This window comes from Acinetobacter sp. TY2 (assembly GCF_046269225.1).
GTDB lineage: Bacteria > Pseudomonadota > Gammaproteobacteria > Pseudomonadales > Moraxellaceae > Acinetobacter.
Genome location: NZ_JBJZOR010000030.1, coordinates 15,009 through 34,851, shown reverse-complemented (window position 1 = coordinate 34,851; position 19,843 = coordinate 15,009). Strand labels below are relative to the sequence as shown.

The window sequence follows — 19,843 nt, the reverse complement described above, 5'->3', positions numbered from 1 at the left end:
CCGCCAATCATGATGATTGAGCCATCTTTAATTTGGGAAAGTGCTTCTGTTAATGAAGCGGTACTTTTATCAATCATAATGTTTCCTCGTCAAACGTGTTCTCAATTAACTCTGTGCAGAGTTTTGAGTAGAAGGCGGTGTGATGATTTTTTCTTCACGTTTGCTTAAGACCAAATGTGAAATCATCCCAATACAAATGCCCCAAAATACTGAGCTAAATCCTAAAAAGTGCATGCCTGATACTGTGGCAAGAAAGGTGATTAATGCAGCATCACGTTGTGATTCATCTTTCATGGCAACTGAAATATTGGTGGCAATTGCCCCAAGCAACGCAAGCCCTGCAAGCGCAGCGACCAATTCTTTAGGTAAAATGCTAAACAGCATGACAATACTGCCGGCAAATAAGCCGCCCAAAATATAAAAAATACCATTGGCGATACCTGCGATATAACGTTTTTCTTTTAATTCGTGTGAATCTTTACCTGTGCAAAGTGCGGCGGTAATAGCTGCCAATACAATGGTGATACCGCCTGTGATTGCTACAGCCAACGACACAATACTTGCAACGCTGAGAATGGGTTTCGCAGGGGTGTTATAGCCACTGAGTTTTAAAATTGCCATGCCTGGTAAAAATTGTCCCGTTAAACTGACAATGGTGAGTGGAATGGCAAGGTTTAAAGTCGATGACCATGTCCATTCAGGCATAATCAATTCAGGAATGGCTAAAGAGAAATTCATGGGTACAGGATTGATTTTTCCAAAGAGAACACTCAATGCAATTCCTGATAATAAAACCCAAATAATCGCATAGCGTGGTGAAAAACGTTTTGCCAATAAAAAACATGCCAACATGCCAAAAACGACATAAGGCATACTGTCCGTGGCTTTGAATAATCCCACACCAAATTGGAACAAGATGCCTGCCATCATGCCGGCAGCAACACCATGCGGAATCCATTTTAAAAGTTTGTCAAAAGAACCTGTAATGCCAATGAAAAAAATAATTACCGCCGATGTAATATAAGCAGCCACAACTTCATTGAGTGAAATATGAGGAAATAGAGCCACCAATAATGCCGTACCAGGCGCTGACCATGCAGTAATAATTGGTGCTTTATATTTGATGGAGAGAATAATCCCCGTAATCGCTGCACCAATCGAACTTCCCCAAATCCATGAGGCCATCATGGTGGAAGATACATTTGCTTGTTGTGCGGCTTGAAAGAAAATAATCATCGGGCCAGCATAAGAAATCAGCACGGCGAGGAAACCTGCGACCGTAGCTGACAGTGACCAATCTTCTTTTAATGTTTTAATCAGGGTTGCCATTGTATTTTGCCTCCATGCGTTCAATGATCCTGTGAATGTTGAGTGGATCAGGGTTAACCCTGATCGCCACCACCAACAGGAACGACCGTACCTGTCATATATGAAGAATCATCGGAAGCAAGGAAAACAATTGCATTCACTTGTTCTTGAATCGTGCCGTAACGGTGCATAAAGCTACGATCAATGGTTTGATCAACCACTTCTTGCATCCATTGCTTTTCATTATCTGTCAATGGATTGGCATTACGTGGCACTTTACGTGGCGGTGCTTCTGTACCACCCGTTGCAACTGCATTTACACGAATACCGTCTTTTGCATGTTCAAATGCTAAAGCAGCCGTTAAAGCATTTACACCACCTTTAGAGGCAGAGTAAGGCACACGGTTAATCCCACGTGTCGCAATGGAAGATACATTAACAATCGTACCTTTCTGACTTTTCAGCATTTCTGGTAAAACTGCACGACAACACCACATGGTCGGGAACAATGAGCGATTAACTTCTTTGATGATTTCTTCTTCTGAAAATTCTTCAAAAGGTTTCATCCAAATTGCACCGCCAACATTGTTGATGAGTACATCAACACGACCATAAGTTTCAATGGCTTTGGCAACCACAGACTGAGCGCCTGCATAAGTTTCAAGATTGGCTTTGACAATAATCGCATCGCCATCTTGTGCTTCAATTTCTGCTAATGTTTCTTCGACAAAATCAGATAAATCGGCTAAAACAACTTGCGCACCTTCGCTTGCAACTTGTAAGGCAACTCCACGACCGATGCCTTGAGCAGCACCCGTCACAATTACAACTTTATTTAAAAATCTTTCTTGAACTGACATTTGAATTGCTCTCAATTAGTTTGCTGAGAATTTTTCGAATAAGAAATTAGCAGGTTTTACGCCTTCAGCATCCAACCAACCACGTACAGCATCAACCATTGGCACAGGACCACATAAGTAAACGTCTACATCGCCGCCATTTAACCAGTCATTATCGATATGACCTGTCACATAGCCTTTACGCTCATGTGCTGAATCAGGTGATGCCACAACTGTGCGGAATTCGAACCAAGAGAGTTTTTCTTGTAATTTTTGTAGTTCTTCAATTGCCACCAAGTCAAAATCATTGGTCACACCAAAGACTAAACGGACAGGATGTTCAGAACCTTTTTCTTCTAATACTTGAAGCATTGACATGAATGGTGCAATACCTGTACCGCCTGCAAGCATGACGACAGGGCGTACAACATTACGTAAGTAGAAGCTACCAAATGGACCAGTAAAAGTCATTTTGTCGCCAACTTGAACAGTTTGGCTTAAAAAACTACTCATTTTGCCATTCGGTACGTTACGTACGACAAAACCTGTTAAGCGATTGCCTGGTTTTGAACTAAATGAATATGAGCGTGTTTCTGTTGTCCCTGGAATGCCAACATTGACATATTGACCTGCAAGGAAGTTAATAGCAGGTTGACCTTCATCAAGCTGAATATCAAAAGTAATAGTGGATTCTGATAGGTTTTCTACACATGCCAAAGTGCCTTGGTAAGCGTGAATTTCTGTTTTACACACATCAGATGAGGCTTGAATTTGGAACACAGCATCAGAAGTTGGTTTACATTGGCATGCCAAAATATAACCTTGTGCGGCTTCTTCAGGAGTTAATGCATCTTCAATATAAAGTTCTTCAGGCATATCATATGTACCCGATTCACAAAAGGCACGGCATGTACCACATGCACCATCACGGCAGTCTAGTGGAATATTGATTTTTTGACGGTAAGCTGCATCAGAAAGTGATTCGCCTTGAGTCACTGAAATAAAACGTGTTACGCCATCTTCGAACTGAAGTGCAATATTGTGGTTTGACATGGCTGAATATCCTTTGAAAACTTTAGAACTTGGGGAGACCTCTAGTCAAAATTCCATTTGACTAAAGGTTTGTTCAGGATGTGTGGCTAACTGAACCAAAAGTACTTAGAGATGGAAAATGTTAATTTAGAGGTGATAAATATCGATCACTTGATTGATGTAATCGTTTTTCAGCACCACATATTTGCTTAAAATTTGTGCCTGATCGCCCGATAAATCGATTTCGTAGCGTGACATGCCAAAGTAGCTATACGATGTCTTGTAACGGAAACTTAAAGTGTTCCAGTTAAAGCGAACAACGACTTTATCTTCATGGCGTTCTAAAATCTCAATGTTGTTTACATTGTGGCACGTACGTGTATCGGGCATAGTTGCAGAAGATCGTTCCGTTTTAATACGGAATACACGGTCTTCTAAACCTTGACGATCAGGATAGTAGATTAATGAAATTTCTTTTTGTGGATCAGTGATTAATGTGTCATCGTCATCCCAAGCTGGCATCCAAAAGGGTGCAGTTGGTGCATAACACTGTAACCATTCATCCCATTGTTCATCATCAAGTAGGCGAGCTTCTTTAAAAAGGAATTGGCTTACTGACTCAAATGTTGCGTCAAGATTTGCATTACTCATGCGTGATCTCCTTGTTCAGCCAAAGCTTTTTCAGATTGAATTGCCTTTTTAACCTCAGTTAACCAGTACTGATGCTGTGCAAGATATAAGCCTTCATCTTCAGTTTTAATACATGAAAGTTTTGGTTTTAAACCAATTTCGTCAGCAACTGCATCTGGACCTTGAACCCAATGCTTAGAACCACGGCACATATCGTTCCACTCAAGTTCAATACCTGCGTAGCCTGTTTGACAAGCACGGAATTCTTCTAAGTCATCTGGTGTTGCCATGCCTGATGCATTAAAGAAATCTTCATATTGGCGAATTCGACGTGTACGTGCTTCTGGCTCTTCACCGACAGGTGCAATACAGTAAATCGTTATTTCAGTTTTATTGACAGAAAGTGGACGAAGTACACGGATTTGTGAACCAAATTGATCCATTAAATACACGTTTGGATATAGACAGAGGTTACGTGAACGCTCAATCATCCATTTCGACATTGCAGGGCTAAATTTCTCTGCATATTCTTCCGCTTTTGGGAAGTTAGGACGGTCTTCTGGGTTTGCCCATTGTGTCCAAAGGAGCATGTGACCATTTTCAAAGCCGTATGAACCACCACCTTGTTTACCCCAAGAACCTGCACTCATCGCACGAACGTTGTCTGCGGCTTCTTTTTCTTTACGTTGTTGCGTTGTTGCAGCATAGTTCCAATGAACTGCTGAAACGTGATAACCGTCTGCGCCGTTTTCAGAGGTCAATTTCCAGTTACCTTCATAGGTATAGGTCGATGCACCACGTAAAACTTCTAAACCTTGATCAGACTGACCCACGATCATGTCGATGATTTTTGTGGTTTCACCTAGGAATTCTGTTAAAGGTAATACGTCTTCGTTTAAGCTACCAAATAAGAAGCCTTTATAGTTTTCAAAACGAGCTACTTTTTTAAGATCGTGAGAACCTTCTTTGTTAAAGCAGTCTGAATAACCTGCATCAGATGGATCTTTAACTTTCAATAATTTACCAGAGTTGTTAAAAGTCCAACCATGGAAAGGGCAAGTATAGGTTGCTTTATTACCACGTTTGTTACGGCAAAGCTGTGCACCACGGTGTGAACACGCATTGATCATTGCATTTAATTCGCCTTGGCGGTTACGTGCAATTAAAATCGGTTGGCGACCAATATATGTCGTGTAGTAATCGTTATTATTTGGAATTTGACTTTCATGTGCCAAGTAAACCCAGTTGCCTTCAAAAATATATTTCATTTCAAGGTCGAATAGGGCTTGATCAGTAAATACTGAACGATGAAGTTTAAATTCACCTGTTTCAAAATCGTCTACAAGTAATTCATCAATACGGTCAAGATGGCTGGTATTAATAACAGGAATACGTGGCATGATCGCCTCTCCAAATTTTAGCTAAACCCAAGAAATATCAGCGCAATAAGCAAACTGATATCTCTGAACTTCTGAGTAATTAAGCGCTAGCGCGACGACGATCAACTTCAGTTGAAGGCGCACCTTGTTGATCTGCAACCAATTCAACATTAAATTGAATGTGTTTGAATGCACCTGTTAAACCACGGCGTGCGATTTCAGCTTCATCAGTCACATCAACAGCAGTTGCGACTAAGCCATCACGTGTTGCGAATGCGAAGTCATCCCAAAGGTATTGGTCACCTTCAATGTTGAATTGCGTAGTCAATTTACGGAAACCAGGCGCAGTCACGAAGTAATGAACGTGTGATGGACGGTTACCATGACGACCTAATTTGTCGAGTACAAATTGAGTTGTACCTTGTGGAGGGCAGCCATAACCGACAGGCATTGTGGTCAGTGCTGTATATTGACCATCAGTAGCAGTGATTACTGAGCGACGTAGGTTAAAATCAGACTGTGATTTATCAAAGAACGAATAGTTACCTAAACTGTTTGCATGCCAAATTTCAACTTTAGCACCTTCAATAAGGTTACCTTCAGCATCTTTCACTGTGCCGTCGATGATTAAAGTCGGGATTTTCCCTTCTTCTGAGCCATCATCCATACGCGTGAAGCTTACAGTTTCAGGCGCGCCTGCAACATATAAAGGACCTTCGATAGTACGTGGTGTACCGCCTGTGATACCTGCTTTAGCATCAGCCTCATCAGCACGTAAATCTAAGTAATGCTCTAAACCTAAACCTGCTGCCAATAAGCCAAGTTCATTTGCTTGACCTGCATCAGTGAAATACTCTAATCCTTTCCACAGTTCCGTTTGTGAAATGTCTAAGTCTTCAATTGCTTGGAATAGATCTCCAACTAAACGAACAACAATTTGTTGAGTACGTGCATCAACTGGACCAGTTGCTGTATCAACATTCATTTTTTTAACTAAGATATCAATTGCTTGACGATTCATACTATAACTCCTTGAGTATGCTTACGATGGTGGCTCGCTTCTTTAAATTAATTTGAAGCTTGGCTGCCACTTTCCTTGTTACGCGATTTTGTAAACCCTCTGGATGTATTCCAGATTTAAGCGTGTATAAAATTTTATAACCGCTTAATTTTTTAATTAACGATCATCTTCATGGATTGAAGATGGGTGGCGATTTAATGCCATTACTTCAATATTCATGTATGGATAAAGGGGAAGACCTTGCAAAATGTTGTGCAGTTCTTCGTTACTTTCGACATCAAAAATACTGGTGTTTGAATACTGACCTGTAATGCGCCAAATGTGACGCCATTTACCTTGACGCTGTAAATCATGAGAATAAGCTTTTTCTACAGCTTTAATTTCGGCTGCTGTTTCAGCGGGCATATCCTTTGGGATATTAACGTCCATACGTACTTGAAATAACATGCGTAGCTCCTAATTACTGACGGCGTAAACGGTCGATTTTGTCTTCATCCATTTCAATGCCTAGACCAGCACCTTGTGGAAGATGAAGTTCAAAGTCTTGGTATTGCAATGGTGTTTTTAAAATATCATCGGTCAATAACAACGGACCAAACAGTTCGGTACCGTATGCAAGATTGTCGAATGTAGAAAATAAATGTGCTGATGCAATGGTGCCGACAGGACCTTCAAGCATGGTGCCGCCATACAGATCAATTCCTGCAAGATGGGCAACAGTTGATACATCACGACCTTCAATGAGACCACCTGACTGTGCAACTTTGACTGCAAAGACAGAAGCTGCATTATTTTTAGCAAGGCGATAAGCGCTTGATGGACCCATAAGAGATTCATCTGCCATAATGGCAATATCAAAACGTCGAGTGAGGTGTTCCATGGCATCAATATTGTCAATGGCACAGGGTTGCTCAATCAGATCCACACCGCCATCTTGTAATAGCTGAATACCTTTAATTGCCTCTAATTCTGACCAAGCACGGTTTACATCAACACGAATTGAGATGTCTTTGCCCAAGGCTTTTTTTATTGCTAGAACGTGTTCAACGTCTGCTTCAACAGCACGAGAACCAATTTTAAGTTTGAAAACATTGTGGCGTTTTGCCGCAATCATTTTCTGAGCTTCAGCAATGTCTTTTTCAGTATCGCCAGATGCCAATACCCAAAGTACAGGTACGCTGTCACGTAAACGTCCACCTAATAGTTCAGAAAGCGGTAAATCTAAACGTTGTGCTTGAATATCAAGTAGCGCAGTTTGAATGGCACATTTAGCAAAACGATTGCCATTGATATTTTTATTTAAGGCACGCATGGTTTGCGCAATATTGGGCAACTCTAAAGATTTCAGTAAAGGCGCAAAATAAGTTTCAATATTGGTTTTAATACTTTCAGGACTTTCTTCGCCATACCCTAATCCACCGATTGTGGTCGCTTCACCCCAACCGATAAAACCGTCTTCGGTTTCAATTCGGATGAGAACAAGGGTTTGTGTCTGCATTGTCGCTACAGCCATCTTGTGAGGACGAATGGTCGGTATCTCGACAAGCAATGTTTCGATGGATTTGTACATATCTACTCTAAGCATTCTTGCAATGTGTCTTTCTTGTGGTATACCTTAAAGGAATGCTAAAATACTGTCGAAGACCATTTTTGCATTTTAATATATTTTAAAGGTATGAAGGTTCATGGAGCTAAGACATTTACGCTACTTTGTTGCTGTAGTAGAAGAACAAAGTTTCACAAAGGCAGCGGAGAAATTATTTATTGCTCAACCGCCACTCAGCCGCCAAATTCAAAATTTAGAAGCAGAGCTAGGGATTGCTTTATTTGAGAGAGGAAGTCGCCCTCTCAAAACCACACAGGCAGGACACTTTTTTTATCAGCATGCCGTCAAAATACTGACCAATGCGGAAGAAGTGAAATCGATGACTAAGCGTATAGGTATGGTTGAACGTACTGTAACGATGGGTTTTGTCGGATCATTGCTCTATGGTTTATTGTCTAAAATTGTTTTCTTATATAGACAGCAACAACCACATTTAAAGATCGAATTGGTTGAAATGACGACTTTGCAACAAGTGAAGGCGCTCAAAGAAGGGCGTATAGATGTGGGTTTTGGGCGTTTACGAATCTCAGATCCTGCATTAAATCGACTATTATTGCGTGAAGAGCGGTTAATGATGGCCGTGCACTCAAGCCATCCTCTTGCGGTACATAAAAAAGGCGTTTATTTGGCAGATTTGGCAGATGAAACAATTTTTTTATACCCCAATAATGTCACACCTAGTTTTGCTACGCATGTACAAAACTTGTTTGCAGAGTACAACTTGGAACCAGAAAACCTGAAACACGTTCGAGAAATTCAGCTTGCCTTGGGGTTGGTGGCAGCGGGAGAAGGGATTTGTATTGTTCCCGAGAGCACCCAAACGATCCAATTGGCACATTTAAACTATATACCTATTTTAGATGAAACAGCGATCAGCGCAATTTTCATGACATTCCGAAATTTAGATGAAAGTGAGGATATTCGTTCTCTTATTGATTGTATTTATCAGGTTTATGACTTAGAAGCATTTAAATATGATCGTACCTTCATTTAAAAGATAGAAAACAGGGTAGACTTTGGTCTACCTATTTTCTTTAAAGAATGATCATTCAGAATAAATAATCAAAAATAATTATAGACTTTAGCATACAGGGTTATTCAGTCTGCTTATTTTCCTATAAACAGTGCCTCCTTACGAAAGATTTTTTCTTTGTCATGTATGAAAAGTAGCGTTATGACTCATTGAGTTTGTGTCAACAAGACTTCTAGCTGTGTAAATTTTGTAATTATTTTTTTATATAATTTGATTAGAAAAACTAACTATTTTAGGTTTTTTTATGGGATTTATATTTGTGTGGGTGATTTTCAACCAACTCAGAAGGTATATATATAGATAAATTCGGTTTTGGACATTTTATCTGTACTGCCTCACAGTACGCACAGGATTTGAAGTTATTTCATTTGCAGGAGGCAGACGATGGAAGTAGGAAAATTAAATATTAATACACTCATTGATGAGGCGAAATTTACGCCATTTCATTGGGGTGTTTTATTTTGGTGTTTATTGATTATTATTTTTGATGGTTATGATTTAGTTATTTATGGGGTTGCACTTCCGCTTTTAATGCAGGAATGGGGACTCAATGCAGTACAAGCAGGTTTACTTGCGAGTACGGCACTTTTTGGCATGATGTTTGGTGCAATGTGTTTTGGGACATTATCCGATAAAATTGGTCGTAAAAAGACTATTATGATTTGTGTGGCAATCTTTAGTGGTTTCACATTTTTAGGTGCATTTGCTTCTAATCCAACGGAGTTTGGTATTTTACGCTTCCTCGCAGGTTTGGGTATTGGTGGAGTGATGCCAAATGTCGTTGCACTAATGACTGAATATGCGCCTAAACGTATTCGTAGTACTTTAGTTGCACTAATGTTTAGTGGTTATGCGATTGGTGGAATGAGTTCAGCTTTGCTTGGAGCTTGGTTAGTACCATTACACGGCTGGCAAATCATGTTCTATATTGCGATTTTACCGTTATTGGCATTGCCATTGGTTTGGAAGTTTTTACCTGAATCTTTAATGTATTTGACCAATAAAAAAGAACTTGAAAAGGTCAGTAATATTGTACAAAAAATTGCACCTGAGCAAGCGATTACAGCACAGACTCAGTTTGTACTGGACGATGTAACTAAAGGTGATGAAGCACCATTAAAGGCATTATTTCAACAAGGTCGTAGTTTCAGTACATTCATGTTCTGGGTTGCTTTCTTTATGTGCTTGTTAATGGTGTATGCATTGGGTAGTTGGTTACCAAAACTAATGATTCAGGCAGGTTATTCACTTGGTGCAAGTATGATTTTCTTATTTGCACTTAACATTGGCGGTATGGTTGGTGCAATTGGTGGTGGGGCATTGGCAGACCGTTTTCATATTAAAAAAGTACTCACAATTATGTTTATGAGTGGTGCTATTGCCTTAATTTTACTTGGCTTTAATAGTCCACAAATAGTTTTATATACATTAATTGCTGTCGCAGGTGCTGCAACAATTGGTTCACAAATTTTACTGTACACTTTTGTCGCGCAGTACTATCCATCAACTGTTCGTTCTACGGGCATGGGTTGGGCGTCAGGTATTGGTCGAATTGGAGCAATTGTAGGACCTGTGCTTACAGGTGCATTATTAACAATGAATCTTCCACACCAAATGAATTTCCTTATGATTGCAATTCCAGGCGTTATTGCTGCACTTGCAATATTCTTGGTCAATATGAAAGCATCTGTAGATGTCAAAATTGCACATCAAGCACAAGCCGCTGCTGAAGTCAAAACCGCAAACATCAGTTCACATTCATAAGTAACTGTCACTTGGGTTATCAAACGATCTTGATAACCCAAAACCTGATCAGTGTTCACTGATCAAGAAATTATCCCCTTAACTTAATAATCAGGAAAGATTATTTCTTTCTTAGGATAGGTATGTCCGTGAAAAACTTAAATATGAAGGCATTAAGCCTAGCAGTCACTTTAATTTCAATGACTTTTGTAACACAAAGCTTTGCACAGCAGACAGATGCTGTCACTGCAGAAAATAAACAAGATATTCAACAATTGCGCCAAGAAGTGCAAGAATTACGTCAATTACTACAATCTTATAGCCAAAGTAATACGACCATAACAACACAGGTTACAAGCCCTGTTGCATCTGTAGCTGTTGTAAATAGTCCGACAAAGGCTGTGGAACCGCCAAATGGTATATTGAGCCTTGCTAAAGCAGAGGTTAAAGTTTACGGAAATATTCGTTTAGATGCTTCTTATCAAGCAGAAGGTGGCAGTGCTTCGCGCTTATATAATCAGATCAATACTGTACCGTTAAAAGGAGATAAAGAACGTTCTGATGAATTTAAATCGACACTTTCAGCAACACGTATTGGTTTAGATTTTAAGAGTCCAGTGTTAGATCAGACAGTTTCGGGCAAACTTGAAATGGATTTTTTGGGCGGAGCAGGTTTAGACAATTTACGTATTCGCCATGCTTATTTGAACTATAACCAATGGTTGATTGGTCAAACATGGTCAAACTTTGCAGTACCAGATTATATGCCTGAAACCATCGATGCACTGGGCTATGTCGGCGGTTCAGTCAAACGCACACCTCAAGTTCGTTATAGTTATACGATTCAACCCGGCTCACAATTGGTTGTTGCAGCAGAAGATCCGAAAGATAGTACGGTTCAAGCACGTTTACCTGCATTGACTGCACGTTGGAATCAAAAAATTGGTGATGACTTAAATATGAGTCTACGCACTATGGCACATGAAAAACGTATTGAAAGTAATGAAGAATGGTCATGGGGTGTAGGTTTAGGGGCAAAATATGATTTCACACCACAAACCAGTCTGAAAGCAGATTATTACCATGTCAAAGGTGACAGCAGTTTTGTGTCATGGGCAAACAGTGGTGTGGTAAAACAAGGTAGTGAAATTGTTGCACTCAGTGAATTTGACTCAATTACTGTCGGTGTAGCACAAAAAATTAATGACAAAACTCGTGCAACACTGGGTTATGGCTATATGAAGTTTAAAGAAGATCAGACATATATCGTAGCTTCACCACAAGCCAATAAAGAATTATGGCAAGCGTGGGTAAATGTGTTCTACAGTCCAGTGAAGCCAATTAGTTTTGGTTTGGAATATGTGTATGGTGAGCGTGAAGTATTTACAGCCTTAGAAGATGGTACAAAAAAGGGTGAAGACAACCGTGTAAGTATGTTGGCTCAGTATAATTTTTAAAGTATTTTTTTAAAAAAATGTGAACCATGAGTGATTAGATTCATTTTTATTCACTACTCACTTAGCATAAAACAGGCGATTGATTTTCAATTGCCTGTTTTTTTATAAATAATGCAGAGCAACATGCTATATTTTGTAGAGGCTTAAATATTGAAAATAAATCACGTAATAAGTAGATAAAATATGCAAAATATAGGTTTTAAAATAAGTGTACTGGCTTTTATATCTGGTGTTATGACAGCTTGCGCCCATGTTCCAATATTAAATACCAATAATTCAGTTGTAAAATCAGTCGAAATATTTTCTAAAAAACACAATGTGCTCGATTTAGACACTGTATTGGAAACGGCTTATCAACGGAATAAACAACCAGTGGTATTAGCACCTGCCACAGATTCATCTGAACAATATTTTCATCAATTTCCCAACACATTGCTTGAGTCGAATGTTTTGGCGTTTATGCATCCAGTCATTACATATACGAATGTTCAAGGTGAATTTCGCTATTTAGTCATTATGGAGACCGCTAAATATTATGATGGATATATCAGTAGTTGCAGAGCATGTTCAAGTCAGGTGGATATACTGGTCTATAAAAAGCAGGGGAATCAATTTGTACTGACTGGATTGGCGAAAAATCAAGAAGATATTCCATCTTCAAATGGACATCTTATGTTAGATTTTCAAAAACAGTTCAAAGAAAATGTGCAAAAATTTGGCGCAAACATGATGGGCAGTTATGTATATGCGACATTTACTGGAGCAGGTGGTCAAGAAGAGTCATTATGGTATGGTATTTTACTTCCTGATGATGCTCAGCCTCAAGCGGTTCAAATTGGACATGCAGGAGGGAGTACCGCAAGTTTTTATGCAGATCGCCCTGAAATGGCGTCCACTGTGACTTCTACATTAAAGGTCATTCAGAATCAGTCTGTGTATTTCCCGATTGAGGTTACTTATATTGATGAGAATCAGCCGAAAAAGCCGTATAAAAGTATCTTTCAATATGAACCTTCTCAGCAGTTTTATGTGGAGAAAAAGGTAAATTGGACAGATTGATATTGAAATTATACTAATTTATTGAATGTATCTTTTAATGTTTATATAAATGGGTAGCTACTCGATATTTATTAAAAAATGCTTTGTTTTTAGCCTATTATTTTATATAAAAGAATTCATAAAGATTAAAAATGAACTAAAACATCAAGTAGAGATCAATAAATGAGAAGATTACCCGTATATTTATTATTAGATACTTCAGGTTCAATGCACGGCGAGCCAATTGAGGCTGTCAAAAATGGTGTTGAAATCTTAGTTTCATCGCTCAGACAAGACCCTTATGCGCTTGAAACGGCATTTTTATCCATCATTACTTTTGATACTCAAGCAAAACAGCTTACCCCATTGACTGAAATTGCTATGTTTCAGCCACCTCAGTTACGTGCAACGGGTACAACACAATTGGGTGATGCGCTTGCATTGTTGGCAGATAAAATAGATCAGGAAGTGCAAAAAACCACACACGATATACGTGGTGATTGGAAACCTTTGATTTTTATTATGACGGATGGTGCACCAACGGATGATTGGAAAAAAGGTCTAGCACGTTTAAAACAGGCAAAAACAGGTATGGTGATTGCTTGTGCAGCAGGTCATAACGCAGATACGAGTATTTTAAAGCAAATTACTGAAGTCGTTGTTGAATTAGCGACAGCGGATTCAAATACCATTAAAGCCTTCTTTAAATGGGTATCTGCAAGTATTTCTACAGGTAGCCAAAAAGTCGATGCAGGACAAAAAGAAGTATCAGGTCTAAATGATTTACCACCGCCACCACCTGAAGTTAACGTTGTTCTATAACTGATATATCATGGAAAAAAATATATAAAAAGGAAAATAAAATGGCAATAACCTTAGCAAAAGGTCAAGGACTGACACTGGAAAAATCTGAGCATAATTTATCTCTCGTTACCATTGGTTTAGGTTGGGATATTATTGAGCAGAAAAAAGGCTTTCTAGGTGGGCTGTTTGGTGGTGGAGCTGAAGAGCATGATTTGGATGTCGTGGCATTTTTGTGTGATAGTAATAGTAAAGTGAAAGATTTGGGTTGGAATGCTCAAGGACAAGCGACTTTGACAAATAGTGATGTGATTTATTTTAATAATCAAAGACATCGTTCCAGTCAAATTTGGTTAACAGGCGATAATCGCACAGGTGCGGGTGATGGCGATGATGAGCAGATCATTGTTAAATTAAATACCCTTGCACCTGAATATCATAAGATCGTTTTTATTGTGCAAATTTATAATGCTACAAAAAACAATCAACATTTTGGTCAAGTGAAAAATGCATTTATTCGTGCTGTAGATGGTTCAGGTAAAGAGATGGTTCGTTTTGATTTGTCTGGTATTGGACAGTATGATCAACAACGTTCATTATTATTTGCTGAATTGGTTAGACAAAATAATGGCTGGAAATTTAATGCTGTCGGGGATTCATCCGCATCGGATAATTTTGTGGAATGGCTAAAAAAATATAGTTAAAAAATGATTTAATTAATATTAATGTAAAGAGAGCTTTATGCGTCGTTTACCTGTTTATATATTGTTGGACACTTCGGGTTCAATGCGTGGAGAACCAATTCACTCTGTGAATGTGGGTTTACAGTCGATGCTCAGTGCATTACGACAAGACCCCTATGCACTTGAAAGTGTGCATTTGAGTGTGATTACCTTTGATTTGGAAGCGAAAGTTTATTTGCCTTTAACGCCACTTGATCAAGTGCAAATTCCTGATTTAGATGTGCCGAGTGCAGGGGCAACATTTATGGGGGCTGCGCTTGAATTATTGGCACAGGAAGTTGGGCAGCACGTTCAAAAAAGTACGGATGATGTGAAAGGTGATTGGCGTCCATTATTATTTCTAATGACTGATGGCTCGCCTTCAGATGTCTATGCGTATCAACAAATGCTTCCAACCATTAAACAGTTAAATTTTGCCACAATTGTTGCCTGTGCAGCAGGCCCGAAAGCTAAAACAGAATCGTTATTACAACTGACCAGTCAAGTCGTTGTTTTAGACAGTATGGACTCAAACAGCTTTGCAAGTTTCTTTAAATGGGTTTCTGCAAGTGTTGTTGCAGGCAGTAGTAGTGCAGGCGTGACGGATTCAATTTCATTGCCACCGCCACCTGCTGAAATTCAATTGGTTTTATAAGTTGAATGTTCTTTTACTTATACTGTATGTGAGAAAACCAATACTGTGTAAATAGAAAAGCTTGCGTTGTTCTGTAAAAATAAACAGGTGGAAGTATGCGTAGATTGCCCGTATTTTTTGTACTTGATTGCTCTGAGTCTATGGTGGGAGAGCCGATAGATTCTGTGCAAGAAGGTGTTGAGCTGATTTTAAGTGGTTTAAGAAAAGATCCGTATGCTCTTGAAACAGTTTATATTTCTATTATTGCTTATGCAGGCATTGTACGTACCTTAGTTCCTTTAACTGAACTCTTTGCATTTAATCATTTTAGCTTGCCTTTAGGTGGTGGAACGCATTTGGGTAAAGCTCTTGATCATTTGGGGCAAGAAATTGATCGTTATGTACTAAAAACCACGACAGAGGTTAAAGGTGATTGGAAACCCATGGTTTACATTTTTACTGATGGTCGTCCGACAGATGAATATGAGCAAGCAATTCAGCGTTGGAATATGCAATATGCCAATAAAGCTACAGTGGTTGCCATAGGACTTGGTGCAGATGTTGATTTTTCTATATTGAAGAAAATCACTGAAAATACCATTTCGATTGATCAAATTACTCCTGAATATGTCAAAGGGCTATGTAAATGGATTACTGCTTCCGTTGTGTCGCAAAGTATTAGCGTGGGAAGTAATCAGCAGAAGAATGATTTACTACCTTTAGATGAACGTTATATGCGTTTAGCAAAAGATGCTTTATCCATCAGTAAAAATAAGGTCGATGAAAATTGTGCAACATTTGTTGGACGTTGTCAGAAAATGGGTAAGCCTTATATCATCAAATATACCAAGAACTTACAGTATAAAAGTCCTGCCGATTTAAATATCAATATTTATAATTTTAAGCTTAATACCTGTAGTGTTATTTCAGAAGAATATTTTACGTGGTCGGATCATCAAGCACCAAATAAGCAAATTAACACAGCGGAGTTGGATGGATTTCCTGAGTGTCCGCACTGTTTTGCTGAAACGGCTTTTGCAGTCTGTGGTTGTGGCAATTTGATGTGTTATGACGGTTACCGAGAATCTGTGGTATGTCCATGGTGTCGTCGACAAATTAGTTTTTCATCGGGTGGTGGTGACTTCGATCTTACACGTGGACAGGGTTAGTCGTTCAAGGTTAGATTATTTCGTATCAATATCAATTTAAAATGCATTTTTGCAATATGAAATTCGAATAAAATAAACATGAGGCTGAACATGGACGGTGATGTATGCAAAATCAAGAAAATTTTGGAACACAATTTATCTGAGTTTGATGAGCATTTTATTCAATTTTTATTGCGAGATTCGCAGAATTTGAAACAACTTTCAAAATTAATCAATGAACTTGAAAAAGTAAAAGCATCTTCAAATTATGACTCATTGATTGATGAGCCAAGTCGCACTGAATCTCACCTAATATCTGAATTTGATGTAGAAAATGATTTTAAAACTGACTTTAAAATCATTGAAAAACAAGATGTCGCCGTGATCACGGATTTTATTGATGAATATACGCAAGAACAAGAAAAATTGCAGAGTGACTTAAATTCAATACATCAAGAAACGATAATTGTAGACGTTGAACAACCAATCACAGCAAGCAATGAGCAGGTGTCTGAAAATATGATTCCTGAAATTATTGTTGAAGAGGACGCAGTCGAGCCCATAGAAAATGTCCCTGCGGAAATAGAACAAAATAGATTAGAGATTGAAAGCGTGTTTAGACGAAGTAAATATGAAGATATAAAATTTCAAGTCGATAATGCTCGAGTTGGACAAGCCTATCAATCGAAAATTACGGTGATTTCGCCACATGATACAAGTGAAATCAGCTACAAAGCAGATAGTTTTAAATTCCCCAATACACAGTTTTATTTTGATGAAGATACAAAAAGCATTCATGGTCAGCCAGTAGAAGCAAATCTCATTGAGTTTAGTTTTCAATTTATTGCTGAGGGTGAAACCCGATCTGCACAGTGTCGACTCAATGTTATTGCCGACCCACGTAGTTTATGGAAAGTGATTGAACCTGAATCAGGGCAGGAGTTTGTTAAGGTTCATTTAGATCAAGCCGTTATTGAAACCCCGAACTATAAAATAGTCGCTGCAAGTCGCCGTGGACGTTCACATGAACATGCGGGCTCATTTCGTGATGATGATTTTGCGATTCATTTGATTGAAGATAGCTCTTGGTCGATCATTACTGTAGCGGATGGTGCAGGCAGTGCGAAATATTCTAGAGAAGGTTCTCGAATTGCAGTAGATATTGTACAGAATGAATTTAAGCGTTATCTGAACCCCTATACGATAGATGATCTAAACAATGATTTAGCCAAATGGCAGGTGGGTAGTCAAGATGACGTCACCGTCGGTGTCGCAACGAAATTAAATCAACAATTTCATCATGTTTACTATGAAATCTATAAATCCATTCTCAATCAAATTGAGCTACAAGCGACAGATTTAGGCGCAAATACCAAAGATTTTTCAACGACATTATTAGTCGCAGTCGTCTGTAAGTTGGCTGATAAAACTTTTGTTAGTACATTCTCTGTGGGAGATGGTGCAATTGCGTTATATAGTGAAAGCAATTTACGTTTAATGAATGATCCCGATGGTGGCGAATATGCAGGGCAAACCCGCTTCCTTGACCGTAGCATTGCGCATGATTTTACCAATAGATTAAAGATTGGTTGCTTTACTGATGTCGATGCCATTTTGCTCATGACTGATGGTATTTCAGACCCGATATTTGAAACAGATTCAGGCTTGCTGAACTTTGTGAAATGGCAAAAATTGTATGCTGAGCTTGATCCACTCATGCAAATTGAATCTGCTGATACGGCTTTATTGGAATGGATGCACTTTTTTACACCAGGGCATCATGATGACAGAACCATGGCTGTCTTATGGAATAAGCACTCAAGTTAAAATACGTCACCGTTATATATATTGTATAAAAATAGATGCTTAGGTAAAAAATATGTCAGCAAAAATTATTAAATGCAAAACTATTGATGGTCGGGATATTGAGTTTGTCGACGAAATTATAGGTTCAGGAGCGATGAAAGATGTGTATTTTTCACCTGATCGTAGTTATGTCGTGTGTTTTTTTAGCAAAGAAAAGAATAAGTTTTATGATTCAAAGGCAACACTTGAACAGCAAAAAGATCGTTTAAAAGAAATTGTCGGTAATAAATGGCAAGGAATTTTTAATGGTGTCGGTGGAGAATATTGGAAAAACATTTTCTGTTGGCCCGACGGTTTAGTTGAATATAACAATTTATTAGGCATAACTGCACCAACTTATAAAAATCAATTCTTCTTTGAGTTTGGCTCTAAAAATAATGATTTTTTACAAATTAAAGGCAAAGAAAAAGAAGGAAAATGGTTTGCAAGTGCAAATAATCAAAATAAATTTTTAGATGAACGTGAAAAAGGCAATTGGTTAAATTATTTAAAAATAGGTATTTTAATTGCACGTGCAGTACGTCGTATGCACGCGGCAGGTTTAGCGCATTCAGATCTATCTTATAAAAATGTCTTGGTCGATCCTGTTACAGGCAATGCCTGCGTGATTGATGTCGATGGCTTGGTTGTTCCAGGTAAATACCCGCCTGATGTGGTGGGAACACCTGATTTTATTGCCCCTGAGGTGGTGCGAACGAGTCATTTATCGAAAGACAATCCTGACCGTTTTCTACCTAGTATCGCCACAGATAAACATGCCTTAGCTGTTCTGATTTATATGTATTTGCTGTATCGCCATCCGCTGCGTGGCGGAAAAATTCATGATATGAGTGATCCACAAAAAGATGAAACTTTAGGCATGGGTGAAAAAGCACTCTTTATTGAACATCCAGCAGATCATTCTAATCAGGTGAAAACATCACAACTGAAAGTGAGTCAACAGCCGTGGGCAGATCCTGCAAAAGTACCTTATACCGTGACAGGCCCGTATTTATCTGAATTATTTAAGAAAAGTTTTATTGACGGTTTACATGATCCTGCAAAGCGTCCTTCAGCCAATGAATGGGAAACTGCTTTGGTGAAAACGGTAGATCTTATCCAACCGTGTCGTAATCATCGTTGTGGTCAGAAATGGTATGTTTTTGATAATTCGACTCAACCTGAATGTCCATTTTGTCATACTCCATTTAAAGGTAAATTACCAATTTTGAATTTGTATTCTGCACGGCAACAAGGCAATTTTAGATCCGATAACCATCGTTTAATGGTGTGGACAGGACAGTCCATTTACGCATGGCATGCCAATAATTTAATTGCACCGAATGAACGTTTGACTGCTGATCAAATTAAACGTAAGGGTTATTTTGTTTTACATAATGATGTGTGGTGGTTGGTGAATGAAGACTTACCTGATTTAACCGATGTGGCGAATAAAACCGCAATTCCAATTGGTGGAAAAATTGAACTAAAAGAGGGCGTACAGATTTTATTTTCCAAAGAAGATGGTGGACGTCTTGCTGTGGTGCAAATGGTTGAAGCATAAAAACTCCTTTTCTTGTGCTAAATATGGTTTAGGAATGAGGAGT

18 protein-coding genes and 1 pseudogene are annotated in these 19,843 nt (G+C 38.7%); 10 read left to right on the top strand and 9 right to left on the bottom strand.

Annotated features, from left to right (window positions below):
- From ACK1JC_RS15060 to ACK1JC_RS15020, 9 genes and pseudogenes are all read right to left on the bottom strand, one after another.
- A pseudogene (locus ACK1JC_RS15060) lies at positions 1–77 on the bottom strand (3-oxoadipate CoA-transferase); the annotation flags it as partial.
- Between the two features lie 28 nt (positions 78–105).
- The gene (gene benE / locus ACK1JC_RS15055) at positions 106–1,329 is read right to left on the bottom strand and encodes a benzoate/H(+) symporter BenE (RefSeq protein WP_409512689.1); all 1,224 of its coding nucleotides are present in this window, start codon (positions 1,327–1,329) and stop codon (positions 106–108) included.
- 53 nt (positions 1,330–1,382) lie between these two features.
- Complete coding sequence (gene benD, locus ACK1JC_RS15050; RefSeq protein WP_409512688.1) at positions 1,383–2,168, bottom strand: benzoate diol dehydrogenase BenD; 786 nt, start codon at positions 2,166–2,168, stop codon at positions 1,383–1,385.
- A 15-nt stretch (positions 2,169–2,183) separates the two neighbouring features.
- The gene (gene benC / locus ACK1JC_RS15045) at positions 2,184–3,200 is read right to left on the bottom strand and encodes a benzoate 1,2-dioxygenase electron transfer component BenC (RefSeq protein WP_409512687.1); all 1,017 of its coding nucleotides are present in this window, start codon (positions 3,198–3,200) and stop codon (positions 2,184–2,186) included.
- A gap of 126 nt (positions 3,201–3,326) precedes the next feature.
- Positions 3,327–3,830 (bottom strand): benzoate 1,2-dioxygenase small subunit, encoded by a 504-nt coding sequence (benB, locus tag ACK1JC_RS15040; RefSeq protein ID WP_409512686.1) that lies wholly within the window; start codon positions 3,828–3,830, stop codon positions 3,327–3,329.
- Complete coding sequence (gene benA / locus ACK1JC_RS15035) at positions 3,827–5,209, bottom strand: benzoate 1,2-dioxygenase large subunit (RefSeq protein ID WP_409512685.1); 1,383 nt, start codon at positions 5,207–5,209, stop codon at positions 3,827–3,829. Before benA ends, benB begins: the two co-directional genes overlap by 4 nt.
- Positions 5,210–5,288: 79 nt before the next feature.
- A complete protein-coding gene (catA, locus tag ACK1JC_RS15030) occupies positions 5,289–6,209 on the bottom strand; it encodes a catechol 1,2-dioxygenase (protein ID WP_409512684.1) in 921 nt (306 codons plus the stop codon).
- Between the two features lie 156 nt (positions 6,210–6,365).
- Positions 6,366–6,656 (bottom strand): muconolactone Delta-isomerase, encoded by a 291-nt coding sequence (gene catC / locus ACK1JC_RS15025; protein WP_409512683.1) that lies wholly within the window; start codon positions 6,654–6,656, stop codon positions 6,366–6,368.
- A 13-nt stretch (positions 6,657–6,669) separates the two neighbouring features.
- Positions 6,670–7,779, bottom strand: coding sequence for a muconate/chloromuconate family cycloisomerase (locus tag ACK1JC_RS15020; RefSeq protein WP_409512682.1), 1,110 nt, complete (start codon positions 7,777–7,779; stop codon positions 6,670–6,672).
- A 115-nt stretch (positions 7,780–7,894) separates the two neighbouring features.
- Here ACK1JC_RS15020 and ACK1JC_RS15015 point away from each other — a divergent pair, with 115 nt between their 5' ends.
- From ACK1JC_RS15015 to ACK1JC_RS14970, 10 genes are all read left to right on the top strand, one after another.
- Entirely contained in the window at positions 7,895–8,809 is a 915-nt protein-coding gene (locus ACK1JC_RS15015) for a LysR substrate-binding domain-containing protein (RefSeq protein WP_409512681.1), read from the top strand.
- A 423-nt stretch (positions 8,810–9,232) separates the two neighbouring features.
- The gene (locus tag ACK1JC_RS15010; RefSeq protein ID WP_409512680.1) at positions 9,233–10,612 is read left to right on the top strand and encodes an aromatic acid/H+ symport family MFS transporter; all 1,380 of its coding nucleotides are present in this window, start codon (positions 9,233–9,235) and stop codon (positions 10,610–10,612) included.
- 122 nt (positions 10,613–10,734) lie between these two features.
- Entirely contained in the window at positions 10,735–12,048 is a 1,314-nt protein-coding gene (locus ACK1JC_RS15005) for a DcaP family trimeric outer membrane transporter (RefSeq protein ID WP_409512679.1), read from the top strand.
- 183 nt (positions 12,049–12,231) lie between these two features.
- Positions 12,232–13,107, top strand: a complete 876-nt coding sequence (locus ACK1JC_RS15000) for a hypothetical protein (RefSeq protein ID WP_409512678.1) — start codon at positions 12,232–12,234, stop codon at positions 13,105–13,107.
- A gap of 162 nt (positions 13,108–13,269) precedes the next feature.
- Positions 13,270–13,908: a vWA domain-containing protein gene (locus ACK1JC_RS14995; RefSeq protein WP_409512677.1), complete on the top strand. Its 639-nt coding sequence runs from the start codon at positions 13,270–13,272 to the stop codon at positions 13,906–13,908.
- A gap of 41 nt (positions 13,909–13,949) precedes the next feature.
- Positions 13,950–14,591, top strand: coding sequence for a TerD family protein (locus ACK1JC_RS14990; RefSeq protein ID WP_409512676.1), 642 nt, complete (start codon positions 13,950–13,952; stop codon positions 14,589–14,591).
- A gap of 37 nt (positions 14,592–14,628) precedes the next feature.
- On the top strand, positions 14,629–15,264 hold the full coding sequence (locus tag ACK1JC_RS14985; protein ID WP_409512675.1) for a vWA domain-containing protein: 636 nt from the start codon (positions 14,629–14,631) through the stop codon (positions 15,262–15,264).
- A gap of 95 nt (positions 15,265–15,359) precedes the next feature.
- On the top strand, positions 15,360–16,412 hold the full coding sequence (locus tag ACK1JC_RS14980; protein ID WP_409512674.1) for a TerY-C metal binding domain-containing protein: 1,053 nt from the start codon (positions 15,360–15,362) through the stop codon (positions 16,410–16,412).
- Positions 16,413–16,502: 90 nt separating this feature from the next.
- Positions 16,503–18,218, top strand: coding sequence for a PP2C family serine/threonine-protein phosphatase (locus tag ACK1JC_RS14975; protein ID WP_409512673.1), 1,716 nt, complete (start codon positions 16,503–16,505; stop codon positions 18,216–18,218).
- A 52-nt stretch (positions 18,219–18,270) separates the two neighbouring features.
- Positions 18,271–19,800 (top strand): helix-hairpin-helix domain-containing protein, encoded by a 1,530-nt coding sequence (locus tag ACK1JC_RS14970; protein WP_409512672.1) that lies wholly within the window; start codon positions 18,271–18,273, stop codon positions 19,798–19,800.
- Positions 19,801–19,843: the final 43 nt, after the last annotated feature.

Excerpts from the sequence above, each read along its gene's own strand:
- benE (WP_409512689.1), bottom strand. The coding sequence starts at position 1,329 with ATGGCAACCCTGATTAAAACATTAAAAGAAGATTGGTCACTGTCAGCT.
- benD (WP_409512688.1), bottom strand. The coding sequence starts at position 2,168 with ATGTCAGTTCAAGAAAGATTTTTAAATAAAGTTGTAATTGTGACGGGT.
- benC (WP_409512687.1), bottom strand. The coding sequence starts at position 3,200 with ATGTCAAACCACAATATTGCACTTCAGTTCGAAGATGGCGTAACACGT.
- benB (WP_409512686.1), bottom strand. The coding sequence starts at position 3,830 with ATGAGTAATGCAAATCTTGACGCAACATTTGAGTCAGTAAGCCAATTC.
- benA (WP_409512685.1), bottom strand. The coding sequence starts at position 5,209 with ATGCCACGTATTCCTGTTATTAATACCAGCCATCTTGACCGTATTGAT.
- catA (WP_409512684.1), bottom strand. The coding sequence starts at position 6,209 with ATGAATCGTCAAGCAATTGATATCTTAGTTAAAAAAATGAATGTTGAT.
- catC (WP_409512683.1), bottom strand. The coding sequence starts at position 6,656 with ATGTTATTTCAAGTACGTATGGACGTTAATATCCCAAAGGATATGCCC.
- ACK1JC_RS15020 (WP_409512682.1), bottom strand. The coding sequence starts at position 7,779 with ATGTACAAATCCATCGAAACATTGCTTGTCGAGATACCGACCATTCGT.
- ACK1JC_RS15015 (WP_409512681.1), top strand. The coding sequence starts at position 7,895 with ATGGAGCTAAGACATTTACGCTACTTTGTTGCTGTAGTAGAAGAACAA.
- ACK1JC_RS15010 (WP_409512680.1), top strand. The coding sequence starts at position 9,233 with ATGGAAGTAGGAAAATTAAATATTAATACACTCATTGATGAGGCGAAA.
- ACK1JC_RS15005 (WP_409512679.1), top strand. The coding sequence starts at position 10,735 with ATGTCCGTGAAAAACTTAAATATGAAGGCATTAAGCCTAGCAGTCACT.
- ACK1JC_RS15000 (WP_409512678.1), top strand. The coding sequence starts at position 12,232 with ATGCAAAATATAGGTTTTAAAATAAGTGTACTGGCTTTTATATCTGGT.
- ACK1JC_RS14995 (WP_409512677.1), top strand. The coding sequence starts at position 13,270 with ATGAGAAGATTACCCGTATATTTATTATTAGATACTTCAGGTTCAATG.
- ACK1JC_RS14990 (WP_409512676.1), top strand. The coding sequence starts at position 13,950 with ATGGCAATAACCTTAGCAAAAGGTCAAGGACTGACACTGGAAAAATCT.
- ACK1JC_RS14985 (WP_409512675.1), top strand. The coding sequence starts at position 14,629 with ATGCGTCGTTTACCTGTTTATATATTGTTGGACACTTCGGGTTCAATG.
- ACK1JC_RS14980 (WP_409512674.1), top strand. The coding sequence starts at position 15,360 with ATGCGTAGATTGCCCGTATTTTTTGTACTTGATTGCTCTGAGTCTATG.
- ACK1JC_RS14975 (WP_409512673.1), top strand. The coding sequence starts at position 16,503 with ATGGACGGTGATGTATGCAAAATCAAGAAAATTTTGGAACACAATTTA.
- ACK1JC_RS14970 (WP_409512672.1), top strand. The coding sequence starts at position 18,271 with ATGTCAGCAAAAATTATTAAATGCAAAACTATTGATGGTCGGGATATT.